The organism is Nocardia sp. NBC_00565 (genome assembly GCF_036345915.1).
Lineage (GTDB): Bacteria > Actinomycetota > Actinomycetes > Mycobacteriales > Mycobacteriaceae > Nocardia.
The window spans coordinates 1,001,867-1,014,264 of sequence record NZ_CP107785.1; the positions used below are offsets into that span (position 1 = coordinate 1,001,867).

Here is a 12,398-nt window from a genome sequence, read left to right on the forward strand (position 1 = left end):
GTGGCGGAACGCCTCACTGTGCGCGGAGCTCGGGAGCACAATCTCAAGGGGATCGACCTCGATCTGCCCCGCGACAGTCTCATCGTGTTCACCGGTCTGTCCGGTTCGGGCAAGTCCAGCCTCGCCTTCGACACGATCTTCGCCGAGGGGCAGCGCCGCTATGTGGAGTCGCTGTCGGCGTATGCGCGCCAGTTCCTCGGTCAGATGGACAAGCCCGACGTCGACTTCATCGAGGGCCTCTCACCCGCGGTCTCGATCGACCAGAAGTCGACCAACCGCAACCCTCGCTCGACCGTCGGCACCATCACCGAGGTCTACGACTACCTGCGTCTGCTGTACGCGCGCGCCGGTACGCCGCACTGCCCGGTCTGTGGTGAGCTGATCGCCAAGCAGAGCCCGCAGCAGATCGTGGACCAGGTGCTCGCCATGGCGGAGGGCATCAAGTTCCAGGTGCTCGCGCCGGTGGTGCGTACCCGCAAGGGCGAATTCGTCGATCTGTTCGACCAGTTGAACACCCAGGGCTACTCCCGGGTCCGGGTCGACGGCGTGGTGTATCCGCTGACCGATCCGCCGAAGCTGAAGAAGCAGGAGAAGCACGACGTCGAGGTCGTGGTGGACCGGCTGCAGGTGAAGCCGAGTTCCAAACAGCGCCTGACCGATTCGATCGAGACCGCGCTGCGGTTGGCCGACGGCATCGTGGTGCTGGACTTCGTCGACCGCGACGAGCACGCCCACGATCGCGAGCGCCGCTTCTCCGAACGACTGGCCTGCCCCAACGGCCATCCCCTCGATATCGAGGACCTCGAGCCGCGTTCGTTCTCGTTCAACTCGCCCTACGGTGCGTGCCCGGACTGCACCGGTCTCGGCATCCGCAAGGAGGTCGATCCCGATCTGGTGGTGCCGGATCCGGAGCTGAGCCTGGCCGACGGTGCGATCGCGCCGTGGTCGCGGGGCCAGACCGCCGAATACTTCACCCGGCTGCTGTCGGGTCTGGCCGAATCCATCGGCTTCTCCATGGATACGCCGTGGCAGGACCTGCCGCCCAAGGCACGCAAGGCGGTGCTGGAGGGCAGTTCGGATCAGGTGCACGTCTCCTACACCAACCGGTACGGCCGGAAGCGTTCGTACTACGCCGATTTCGAGGGCGTGATGCCGTTCCTGCAGCGGCGCATGGAGAACACCGAATCCGAGCAGATGAAGGAGCACTACGACGGGTACATGCGTGATGTCCCGTGCCCGGTTTGCAGCGGTGCTCGGCTGCGTCCCGAAATTCTGGCCGTCACCATTGCCTCGGGCGGTGAGAAGAAGTCCATCGCCGATGTGAGCGAATTGTCGATCGGTGATTGCTCGGCATTCCTGAATACCTTGACACTGGGGGAGCGGGAGACCGCCATTGCCGGGCAGGTGCTGAAGGAAGTGCAGGCGCGGCTCGGATTCCTGTTGGATGTCGGACTGGAGTATCTGAGCCTGTCGCGGGCCGCGGCCACCCTGTCCGGTGGTGAGGCGCAGCGCATCCGGCTGGCGACGCAGATCGGGTCCGGACTGGTCGGGGTGCTGTACGTGCTCGACGAACCGTCGATCGGTCTGCATCAGCGGGACAACCGGCGGCTCATCGAAACCCTCACGCGGCTGCGCAATCTCGGCAATACGCTGATCGTGGTCGAACATGACGAGGACACCATTCGGGCCTCGGACTGGGTGGTCGATATCGGTCCGCTGGCGGGTGAGCACGGTGGTCGGGTGGTGCACAGCGGTCCGTACCAGGAACTGCTGACCGATGCGAATTCGCTGACCGGCGCCTATCTTTCGGGCCGCGAGCGGATCGAGGTGCCGATGGTGCGGCGACCGATCAGCAAGAAGCGTCAGCTCACCGTGGTCGGTGCGAACGAGCACAACCTGCGCAATATCGACGTGAGTTTCCCACTCGGCGTGCTCACCGCGGTCACCGGTGTTTCGGGTTCGGGTAAGTCCACGTTGGTCAACGACATTCTCGCGACCGTGCTGGCGAACAAGCTGAACGGTGCGCGGCAGGTGCCGGGGCGGCATATGCGGATCAACGGGCTCGATCACCTGGACAAGCTGGTGCAGGTGGATCAGTCGCCGATCGGCCGCACCCCACGCTCGAACCCGGCCACCTATACCGGCGTGTTCGACAAGATCCGCACGCTGTTCGCGGCGACCACCGAGGCGAAGGTGCGCGGCTATCAGCCGGGCCGATTCTCGTTCAACGTCAAGGGCGGTCGCTGCGAAGCCTGCTCCGGCGACGGCACCTTGAAGATCGAGATGAACTTCCTGCCGGATGTGTACGTGCCGTGCGAGGTGTGCCACGGGGCCCGGTACAACCGGGAGACCCTCGAGGTGCACTACAAGGGCAAGACGATCGCCGAGGTGCTGGATATGTCGATCGAGGAGGCCGCCGAGTTCTTCGAACCGGTCACCTCGATCCACCGCTACCTGAAGACACTGGTGGACGTCGGGCTCGGGTATGTGCGGCTCGGACAGAGCGCGCCGACACTGTCCGGCGGTGAGGCGCAACGCGTGAAGCTGGCGGCCGAACTGCAGAAGCGTTCCACCGGCCGAACCGTCTACATCCTGGACGAGCCGACCACCGGCCTGCACTTCGAGGACATCCGCAAGTTGCTGCTGGTGATCAACGGGTTGGTCGACAAGGGCAATACGGTCATCGTCATCGAGCACAACCTGGACGTGATCAAGACCTCCGACTGGGTGGTTGACATGGGCCCGGAGGGCGGCTCGGGCGGTGGCACGGTGGTAGCCGAGGGAGCTCCGGAAGATGTTGCGACCGTTGGCGAGAGCTACACCGGTCAGTTCCTGAAGGAAGTACTGGCGCTACCCGCGGCGACCAAGCCGAAGGCTCCCGCCAAAAAGGCGGCGAAGAAGGCACCCGCGAAGAAGGTCGCCACCAAAGCAGCGGCGAACAACTCCTCCGCCGCAAAGGCGACAGCAACCAAGATCGCCGCACCCGACCCCGCCGCGGCAAAGCGCGCTTCCCGAAAAGCCGCCGCCCTGCGCTGATCTCGCCCCGGTCGTACACACCCGCTATGGCGGATTATCCGCTATAGCGGGTGTGACGCCGGGACAAGTGTCAGCGGTTCGCGATGGTGTGGATCAGCTCGGCGAGCTCCTTGTACCTGGACCACATCGGCCAATGCCCGGTGGGCAGATCGATGTATTCGGCGTCGATCTCGGCCAACTCGGCGAACAGCGGTTCCTGTCCCGCGTCGCGGAGTTGTTTGACCAGGTCCGCGGTAATGCTGTTGCAGATCACCGTCGTCGGGATGGTCAGGCGCGCGGGGGAATCACTCAGCCGCAGGGGAGCGGCGGCGACTCCGGCGGGTTCGGAAACGGCACGCTCGCGGAACCGGGCGAGGGACACCTCGTCCAGTCCGGTGAGGCTATTGCCGTCGGCCTCCAACTGGTCCCAATCCGGCAGCGCGAGTTCGCGAACGGTCGCGTCGAGTGCGGAATTGAGGATGAAGCCATTCGGTAGCGGCGCGGCGTCGACATAAACGCCCCGGCTGAAGCGCTCCGGGGCGATATCGGTGGCAAGATAGGCGGCCGCCGCACCGCCGGAGTGTGCGACGACCACCACCGCTTCGTCCGGCGCGATGGCGTCGAGAATGGCCTGCGCCTGCATCTCGAGGGTCGCGTCCAGCCGGTCGTCATCGGCCGGATCGAGTCCGGGCAGCGTCAGTGCCAGCACATCGTCACCCCGGCCGCGCAGATCATCCGCGACGTCGTCCCATGCCCACGCGCCGAGCCAGAATCCGGGAATCAGAAGTATCCGTGCCATTCCGTGAGCATCGCATGCCGAACCCCGGAAACCGCAAATCCCCAGCATTCTGTCCGGTCATCCAGATATCCACGCGCACAAAGCATTTCGTTGTTCATACTGTGAACTAAAATCTGCCCGGCGACATTGTTCCGTGATAGCAACTGCTCGTGTCGCGGGCGGCTGTCAGGAGTTCGGAGCCGCACCGAACCAACGCGACAGTGCATCCCGCAGTCGGTCCGCATCGTCACCGGACTCGCCCGCCCAGGCCACATACCCGTCCGGCCGGATCAGGAGCGCGTCGGCGGGGGCTTCGGGACTGGTCGCGATCACCGTGTCGATCCGGTCGCGCCAGGGCTCGGCGATGTCGGCGAAGCCGTTGTCGTCGGCGAGTACGAGTAGCACCGGCCGGGCCTGGTGGAGCAGCTCGGTGACGCGCGCCTGTCGGCCTTCGGTTTCGACGGTGAGTTCAGGGACCAGGCGTCCGGCCAGGGGGTGTGGGTCGCCGAGGTCGTAGTGGAGATCGGAGCCGGCGAGCAGGTGGGCGATATGGGCGGCGTTGGCCGGGGTTTCGAGTAGTTCGGTGAAGAGTTTGCGCAGGGCGGTGATCTCCGGGCCGGGGGACATCAGGGCGAGTTGGGACAGCGAGTGCATCATGACGCGCTCGCCGACCGGGTAGCGCTCGGACTGGTATGTGTCGAGCAATCCCGTTGGCCCCCAACCGTTCACGTGCGCGGCGAGTTTCCAGCCGAGATTGGCCACGTCCTGTATGCCCAGATTGAGGCCGGGACCGCCCATCGCGGAGTGCACGTGTGCGGCATCGCCGACGAGGAATACGGCGCCGTCACGATAGCGTTCGGCCTGCCGGGTGTTCTGGCCGATGGTCCGGCGCAGCGCATGTGGGCCCGGACCATGTGGTGGTTGGATCGGTACGTCCACGCCGAGCACCCGCCGCACGCTGTCGCGCAATTCCGCCACCGTCATCGCCACATCCGCCGACGCGGGTTCGGTGTCGAATTCGGTGGTGGCGATAATCGGTCGGCCGGGTTCGAGTTCGGCGAAGACGAAGACCCCGCGTTCGAAGCGATTGTGCCCGAACGGAAGTCGGCCGACGCCGGGAATCTCGACGCCACCGTCCGCGGTGCGCAGCTCCTCCGGCAGGCTCACGTGCGCAATCCGGGTGATCTTGTCCTCGAATGTGCTTCCGGGAAAGTCGATTCCAGCGCGCTTGCGAACCACGCTCTTGCCGCCGTCCGCCCCGATCAGGAAGGTCGTGTCGATGTCGTAGTCGCCGTCGGGACCGGTTACCGACACCGTGACGCCGCCATCGCGCTGCACCAGCTCGGTCAGCTCATGCCCCCACCGGATCTCCACCCCCAGCTCGACCGCCCGCTTCTCCAACAGGCGCACCAACTTCGGCTGGGGGAGCATCAGTATGTACATCGGATTGTCCCGCAGTTGCGCGAAGGACATCGGGATGCCGCTGAACGCATAGCCGGGCACGGCTTGCGGCGCGCCGGGCGCGCCGCCGAATTCGTGATACAGACCTCGCATATCGAGGAACCGAATCACCTGGCCGACAAGGCCGTTCGCCTTCGGCTCGGCACTGGGTTCGCTGAGTTTCTCGAGCACGATCGGATGCACCCCGGCCAGCGCGAGTTCGCAGGCGAGCATGAGACCGTTCGGCCCGGCGCCGGAAATGATGATGTCGACAGAGTTTTCGGGCATGACGAATAGACCCCTTTATTTCATTGTGTGATTTGTGGAGTGTCAGTCGGTCGCGGGTGCCGGGAGTCCGGCGGCCACGCCATCTATGGCCTGCCGCAGGAGTGTGGTGATCAGCACCGGCGGATCCGCGTGGGTATAGGTTTCGGTCGTGGACTGATAGATGGCGCCGAGCACCCCGGCGACCAGGCGTGGGTACAGGTCGTGCACCGGATCGGTGCCGGTGCGTTCGGCGATCACTTCGGCCCAGTCGTCGAATATGCCCCTGGACAACGCGATTCGCGTCTCCGGCGCGTCCAGCAGGTCACGGATCATCGCGAGTTGTTCCGGCCGCGGCGGTGCGAGTCCGGCGCCGTCGGCCTCCAGCGGTTCGACGACGGCCATGCGGATCGAGGTCCACAACGGTTCGTCGGCGGGTCGGTCGCGCAGTATCGCGAGGCTGCGCTTGACCCGCTCGATCTGCCGGTAGACCAGTGCCTCGTGCTTACCGGTGAAGTAGTTGTTGAAGGTGCGCACGGATACGCCCGCGCGGGCGGCGATGTCGTCCCTGGTGACGTTCGCGAGGCCGCGCTCGAACGCCAGCTCCAGCGCGGCATCGCTCAATGCTTTGCGCGTGTCGAGCTTCTTGCGCTCCCGCAGGCCCAGCTGTTCGTCCGGCATACCACTAGTTTAAGCAGAAAAATGCCCACCGGGCAATATTTCCCGGTGGGCAAAATTTGTGAAGATTCAGTAGACCGGACCGGTGTACTTCTCGCCCGGACCCTTGCCCGGCTCATCCGGATGGGCCGACGATTCGCGGAACGCGCGCTGCAGCGACTGCAGACCGTCGCGGTACGGACCGGCATGCGGGCCGAAGTACTCGATGGACGACGTGATCAGACCCGCGAGCGCGGTGATCAGGCGACGGGCCTCATCCAGATCGCGACGCGGGCTGTTGTCCGGATCCTCGTCGGCGAGTCCGAGCTTCTCGGCCGCCGCGCTCATCAGCATCATCGCGGCGCGGCTGATCACCTCGACCGCGGGGATATCGGCCAGCTCGCGGACGTCGGTCGCGTCGGACTCACTCATGTCAACGAGGATGGCATCGTAGTGGGCGGGCGCGGTCGCCGGGGCGGGGCGATTCGGCGATAGCGAGTGGGAATGTTAGACTTTCCGCTGACGACCGCCCCGGGCTTGCTCGGGGCTGATAAGTGGAGCCCGACTCCCACCGTTGCCGACGAGCAATCGTACTGGTTAAACGGTCCGGTCATCCGCCCTTCCGGGGCGGGTTTCTTGTGCGGGGATCTCTCAGGGGATCGCGGACAAGGTCGCCGCGAGTTCGCTCGTGCGCGAAGGCCGGTCGACTCGGGCCCCGTTGCGGAATACTGCACCGGGGTCTTTGTGTTGAAAAGGGGTTGCCGTTATTGCGTGCGGTCGTCAGACGACACCGCTTGACCTAGGAGGCCCCATCAGCACTGAGACCCGCATCAACGATCGCATCCGAGTTCCCGAGGTCCGGCTCATCGGACCGGGTGGTGAACAGGTTGGGATCGTGCGTGTTGAAGATGCATTACGCGTCGCCCTCGAGGCGGATCTCGACTTGGTCGAGGTCGCGCCGGATGCCCGTCCACCGGTCTGCAAGATCATGGACTACGGCAAGTTCAAGTACGAGACGGCGCAGAAGGCGCGCGAGTCTCGCAAGAACCAGGTGCAGACCGTGATCAAGGAGCAGAAGCTCCGTCCCAAGATCGACGACCACGACTACGAGACCAAGAAGCGCAACGTTGTCCGCTTCCTCGAGGCCGGCTCGAAGGTCAAGGTGACGATCATGTTCCGCGGTCGTGAGCAGTCGCGCCCCGAGTTGGGCTTCCGGCTGCTGCAGCGTCTGGCCTCCGACGTCGCCGAGTTGGGTTTCGTCGAGACCTCCGCCAAGCAGGACGGTCGCAATATGACCATGGTCCTCGCGCCGCATAAGGGTGCGAAGACGCGGGTGAAGGCGCAGGAGGAGTCGCGGGCACCGCGTCCCACCGCCACCGAAGCGCCTGCCGCTCCCGCACCGGCCGCGCCAGCACCGACCGCTCCCGCACCGGCCGCGCCAGCACCGGCCGCCGAGCAGGCTGCGCCGGCCGACCCGCAGTAATACCGATCAGAAACCGGTGGTCCGCGAGGACCACCGGTACGAGACAGATAGAGGAATCCATGCCGAAGATGAAGAGCCACAGCGGCGCCTCGAAGCGATTCAAGGTTTCGGGCCGTGGCAAGCTGCTGCGTCAGCAGGCGAACCGTCGCCACCTGCTCGAGCACAAGTCCACTCGCCGGACTCGTCGTCTAGACGGCACGGAGGCCGTCGCGTCCGTAGACGTCCCTCGCGTCAAGCGCCTCCTCGGTCTCTGAGACCGCCGGCGACCACTGATTGGGTCGCTCGAAAAGGCCAGCCCCGCGCGACCGGGATTCCGGACGCCGACCACCGACAAACATCCGGGCGCCACGCATGCGCCCCCTAGATCGACAAAGGACTGACCCATGGCACGCGTCAAGAGGGCCGTCAACGCTCAGAAGAAGCGCCGTTCCGTTCTCGAGGCCTCCAAGGGCTACCGCGGCCAGCGCTCGCGGCTGTACCGCAAGGCCAAGGAACAGCAGCTGCACTCGCTCACCTACGCCTACCGCGACCGCCGGGCGCGCAAGGGTGACTTCCGCAAGCTGTGGATCGCCCGCATCAACGCCGCGGCGCGCCTCAACGACATCACCTACAACCGCTTCATCCAGGGCCTGAAGGCCGCCGGTGTCGAGGTGGACCGCAAGATCCTCGCCGAGCTCGCGGTTTCCGACGCCGAGGCGTTCGCCGGTCTGGTCGCCGTCGCGAAGGCCGCCCTGCCGCAGGACGTCAACGCCCCGGCCGCCTGAGTCCGGTAGTTGACCAATCTTTCGGAACGACCCGTGGATCCGCTCTCCGAGCGCAATCCGCGGGTCGTTTCCGCTGTCAAGCTTCATCGTTCCGTAGCCCGCCGCAAGAACGGACTGTTCCTCGCCGAGGGGGCGAATTCGGTTGCGGCGGCGCTGGATACGGGGCGGGTGCGGGAGCTGTTCTATTCGACCGGTGCCGCGGTGCGCGAGCACGAGTTGGTCGCCTCGGCCGTCGGCATGGGGGTGCGGGCCACGCTGGTGAGCGACCGGGCCGCGCAGCACCTCGGTGAAACCGTCACCGCCCCTGGACTTGTCGCGGTGTGTGAGTTGATCGATGTGCCGCTCGACGAGGTGCTCGGGGCGGGGCCGCGGATGCTGGCCGTGCCGGTCGAGATCGCCGAACCCGGTAATGCGGGCACGCTGATTCGGGTTGCGGACGCTGTTGGCGTCGATGGGGTGGTGCTGGCGGGGGAGACCGTCGATCCGCACAACGGAAAGTGTGTGCGAGCGAGTGCGGGCAGTCTGTTCCATGTGCCGATCGCACGAAGTCGGGATGTCGCCGAAACTCTGGATGCCATTGCGGCTGTGGGTATTACGATCCTGGCCACTGCTGCTGACGGCGAGGTCGACCTCGATGATGCCGACGGCTTGTTCGCCGGACCCGTTGCCTGGCTGTTCGGCAACGAGGCACACGGGTTGGATCCGGCCGTTGCGGACCGCGCGGACCATCGCATACGGATTCCGATCCGCGGCCGCGCCGAAAGCTTGAACCTGGCTACCGCGGCGTCGATCTGCCTTTATGCGAACTCTCGTGTTCGCTTTGCGAAGTAGATCCGGACCAAGTCGGGGTCGCGCACTCTACTGAGCGCCGCGCAGAAGGTGCACCCGCTGTGCGGAGGGCACCGGATATGCGCCAGCGCTGGAGACGCCCGGCGGGTCGGGTCAGTCGCCGTGGGTGCGGAGGTTTTCGAGGAGGTCTTGGGCCCAGGGGGCCTGGATCGCATCGGGGCCGGCCACGCCCATGGCGGTCATGACGGTGAGCAGCATGCCGCTGCCGAGGAAGCGGCGCATCTCTTCGGGCGATGCGCCGGTGAGCTCTTGGACCACGCGATAGATGCCGCCGAAGCGCTTGCGGACGTCCGGGCCGATGGCCGGATCGGAGGACGCGGCGAAGGAGTGCAGCAGCACCAGGAGTAGTTCGCGTTCGTTGAGGAACTTTTGGTAGCCCGCACCCAGTGCGCGCATCTTTTCGTCCGGCGTCGAGTCGGGTGTGATGCCTTCGGCGGCGGCCGCGCGGAAGATGTCCTCGATGCGGTCGCAGACTTGATGGGTGGCGTCGAGGAACAGCTGTTGCTTGGTGCCGAAGAGGCGGATCACGTACGGCTGGGATACGCCGGCGCGGCGCGCGATCTCATCGGTTTTCGTTGCGGCGTAACCGGATTCGGCGAAGGCGGCGACGGCCGCGCACAGCACCTCCTCGCTGCGTTCGGTGGCGGTCATTCGGGTTCGGGGTGAACTCGCCATCGTGCTCCACTTCATCGGCTGGTCGCTTGCCATTGACATGTTATCAGTCGATGCATACTCTTCGGGCAGTTAGTTATCAGTCGATTACAACAAAGGCTGGATATGTCCGAGATACTCGAAACCGCCGCTCCGTCGGTCCTGGTCGAACAGCGGATGGGTGGACGCCGATTCGCCGCCGTACTCGCCGCCGTCGGCCTCCCGATGTTCATGGTCACGCTGGACAACTTGGTGGTGACCAACGCTTTGCCAGTGATTCGCACCGAACTCGGCGCGTCGCTGGCCGACCTGCAGTGGTTCGTCAACGCCTACACGCTGTCGTTCGCATCGCTGCTGCTCACCGCCACCTCCATCGGCGACCGGCTCGGCCGCCGCCGGATCTTCCTGTCCGGTATCGCGCTGTTCACCCTGGCCTCGGCCGCCTGCGCACTGGCCGCCGAACCGTGGATGCTGATCGCCGCCAGAGCGGTGCAAGGATTCGGCGCGGCCGCGGTGATGCCGCTGTCGCTGACCCTGCTGTCGTCCGCGGTCCCGGAGAAGATGCGCAGCGCCGCCATCGGCATCTGGGGCGGAATCTCCGGACTCGGCGTCGCGCTCGGCCCGCTGATCGGCGGTGCGGTCGTCGAGGGGCTGAGCTGGCAGTGGATCTTCTGGATCAACGTGCCGATCGGTCTGCTGGTGCTGCCGTTCGCGGCCCGGACGCTGACCGAATCACACGGGCGGGCCAAGCGGCTGGATCCGCTCGGGCTGGCGCTGTCCGCGGGTGGTGTACTCGCGGTGGTGTGGGGCGTGATCCATGGCGCCGACGACGGCTGGACCTCGACCGGGGTGCTGTCCGCGCTGCTCGGCGGAGCGGTACTGCTCGGTTCGCTGATCGCCTGGGAGTTGCGTACGGCTGATCCGATGCTGCCGCTGCGGCTGTTCCGCTCCCGCGCCTTCCGGGTGAGCAATACGACCGGCTTCACCTTCTCGGTCGGCGTCTTCGGCTCGATCTTCCTGCTGGCGCAGTACTTTCAGGTCGTCCAGGGCTACGGCCCACTGCAGTCCGGTATCCGCACCATGCCGTGGACGATGGCGCCGATGGTGGTCGCTCCGCTCGCCGGTCTGATCGTCGACCGGGTCGGTGCACGGACGCTGCTGACGACTGGTCAGGCGCTGCTGGCGGTGGCGCTGGGGTGGATGGCGGCGATCACATCGGTCGATGCGAGCTACGGTGCCTTCGTCGGGCCGTTCCTGCTCGGCGGTATCGGCATGGGCCTGACGTTCGCACCCGGCTCCACAGTCGTGATGGCCAGTGCGAGTCCAGAGGATCGGGCAATGGCCTCGGGCACCAACAGCACCATCCGTGAGGTGGGTGTCGCGATGGGTGTCGCGATACTGGCTTCGGTCTTCGCCTCACACGGCTCCTACACGGACCCGCAGAGCTTCGTCGACGGTCTGGTTCCCGCTGTGTGGGTCGGCGCGGCGATCGTCGCGGTAGGCGCGGTGGTTACCCGGCTGCTGCCCAGCCGGATCGACGCCGCGCACTGATCGGCAACTGCGCGCTCGCCTCGGGCCGATGGTCGGGGGCGAGCGCGTTTCCGCGCGCTGGTCACGCGTCGTGATGGTTGGTGCGCCGATATCACGGCTGCTGCCCGGTCTGATCACCTCAGCGCAGGGCAACCGCCCCACCTCGAATTGATCGGCTCGGACGAGCACTTCCCGTGTGGCCGGTCATAGGCATGCGGACGTGCCGCTGCCCATCGCGATCATCGCCGCTCGCGACCGGCCCGCCTCAGGTTCGCTGGCCGCGTGCGGATGCACTTTCCGCGCCGGTGCGTGCGCGGCCGGTCTCCCGCCGTGACTGATCGGCGGTGCGTCCCTCCCCGCGTCTCGGTCTCGGATGGCTCTTCCGTCATCGCGGTATACACGCTGCTGCCAGGTTGCGATCGTTGTAGCCGATCGAGTACGAGTGGTGTGCCCGACGTCGGACGTGTTGCGAATCCAGTGACCTGCGGTGATAGCGAGTGCTGTGGTTAGAATCGCTGCGTGACTGGCCCCGACGGTGAGGTGGTGCGTGGGCGCGTGCCCGTGGCGTTGCGGGTGGCGGGCGGACTGGTCGCGGTGGAAGGCGCTGGGTTGGTGGCCATGGCGGCGATTGCGGTCGGCCGCGATTCGAGCATCGATATTCCGATCGTCTGGTTCGCGCTGCTCGGTCTCGTGGTCTTCGTCGCCGGTGCCGCGCTCTTTGTCGGCTGGAAGTGGGGACTGTGGCGGGCGATCGCGATCATCATCCAATTGCCCCTGCTCCTGGCGGCATTCGGGTTGCTCTTCTCGTCCGCTGACAGGGTCTACGGGGTCGCGATCGGTGCGGTCGCGGGTGTCGTGGTCGGCCTGCTGTTCGTTCCGTCCGCCCAGCGCTGGCTCGGGCCGTTCTGGTTCTGACGGAGTCGCTGTGGCCTGCGCGTAACCGCACGACGGCGCGCTAGCACACGCC

General features: G+C 66.0%; 12 protein-coding genes. 7 read left to right on the forward strand and 5 right to left on the reverse strand.

The features are described from left to right. On the forward strand, nucleotides 1–3,036 hold the full coding sequence (gene uvrA, locus OG874_RS04965; RefSeq protein WP_330253945.1) for an excinuclease ABC subunit UvrA: 3,036 nt from the start codon (nucleotides 1–3) through the stop codon (nucleotides 3,034–3,036). 70 nt (nucleotides 3,037–3,106) lie between these two features. Here uvrA and OG874_RS04970 read toward each other — a convergent pair whose 3' ends face one another. The 4 genes from OG874_RS04970 to OG874_RS04985 all read right to left on the reverse strand — a co-directional run bounded on the left by OG874_RS04970 (nucleotide 3,107) and on the right by OG874_RS04985 (nucleotide 6,586). Continuing rightward, on the reverse strand, nucleotides 3,107–3,814 hold the full coding sequence (locus OG874_RS04970) for an alpha/beta fold hydrolase (RefSeq protein WP_330253946.1): 708 nt from the start codon (nucleotides 3,812–3,814) through the stop codon (nucleotides 3,107–3,109). 165 nt (nucleotides 3,815–3,979) lie between these two features. Further along, nucleotides 3,980–5,521, reverse strand: a complete 1,542-nt coding sequence (locus OG874_RS04975; RefSeq protein ID WP_330253947.1) for an FAD-dependent monooxygenase — start codon at nucleotides 5,519–5,521, stop codon at nucleotides 3,980–3,982. A 42-nt stretch (nucleotides 5,522–5,563) separates the two neighbouring features. Beyond that, a complete protein-coding gene (locus OG874_RS04980) occupies nucleotides 5,564–6,178 on the reverse strand; it encodes a TetR/AcrR family transcriptional regulator (protein ID WP_330253948.1) in 615 nt (204 codons plus the stop codon). A 66-nt stretch (nucleotides 6,179–6,244) separates the two neighbouring features. Further along, on the reverse strand, nucleotides 6,245–6,586 hold the full coding sequence (locus tag OG874_RS04985; RefSeq protein ID WP_330253949.1) for a DUF1844 domain-containing protein: 342 nt from the start codon (nucleotides 6,584–6,586) through the stop codon (nucleotides 6,245–6,247). A gap of 334 nt (nucleotides 6,587–6,920) precedes the next feature. On the opposite strand from OG874_RS04985, the gene infC reads away from it, so the two are divergent. From infC to OG874_RS05005, 4 genes are all read left to right on the forward strand, one after another. Continuing rightward, the gene (gene infC / locus OG874_RS04990) at nucleotides 6,921–7,637 is read left to right on the forward strand and encodes a translation initiation factor IF-3 (RefSeq protein ID WP_330257180.1); all 717 of its coding nucleotides are present in this window, start codon (nucleotides 6,921–6,923) and stop codon (nucleotides 7,635–7,637) included. 59 nt (nucleotides 7,638–7,696) lie between these two features. Beyond that, complete coding sequence (gene rpmI / locus OG874_RS04995; RefSeq protein ID WP_040689021.1) at nucleotides 7,697–7,891, forward strand: 50S ribosomal protein L35; 195 nt, start codon at nucleotides 7,697–7,699, stop codon at nucleotides 7,889–7,891. 129 nt (nucleotides 7,892–8,020) lie between these two features. Continuing rightward, nucleotides 8,021–8,401 carry a 50S ribosomal protein L20 gene (rplT, locus tag OG874_RS05000; RefSeq protein WP_040689024.1) on the forward strand — a complete coding sequence of 127 codons (381 nt, stop codon included), beginning with the start codon at nucleotides 8,021–8,023 and terminating at the stop codon, nucleotides 8,399–8,401. A 33-nt stretch (nucleotides 8,402–8,434) separates the two neighbouring features. Continuing rightward, on the forward strand, nucleotides 8,435–9,232 hold the full coding sequence (locus tag OG874_RS05005; protein ID WP_330257181.1) for a TrmH family RNA methyltransferase: 798 nt from the start codon (nucleotides 8,435–8,437) through the stop codon (nucleotides 9,230–9,232). Nucleotides 9,233–9,343: 111 nt separating this feature from the next. Here OG874_RS05005 and OG874_RS05010 read toward each other — a convergent pair whose 3' ends face one another. Then, a complete protein-coding gene (locus tag OG874_RS05010; protein ID WP_330253950.1) occupies nucleotides 9,344–9,964 on the reverse strand; it encodes a TetR/AcrR family transcriptional regulator in 621 nt (206 codons plus the stop codon). A gap of 63 nt (nucleotides 9,965–10,027) precedes the next feature. On the opposite strand from OG874_RS05010, the gene OG874_RS05015 reads away from it, so the two are divergent. Both OG874_RS05015 and OG874_RS05020 read left to right on the forward strand, forming a co-directional pair. Beyond that, complete coding sequence (locus OG874_RS05015; protein ID WP_330253951.1) at nucleotides 10,028–11,452, forward strand: MFS transporter; 1,425 nt, start codon at nucleotides 10,028–10,030, stop codon at nucleotides 11,450–11,452. 498 nt (nucleotides 11,453–11,950) lie between these two features. After that, nucleotides 11,951–12,346 (forward strand): hypothetical protein, encoded by a 396-nt coding sequence (locus tag OG874_RS05020; RefSeq protein ID WP_330253952.1) that lies wholly within the window; start codon nucleotides 11,951–11,953, stop codon nucleotides 12,344–12,346. Nucleotides 12,347–12,398: the final 52 nt, after the last annotated feature.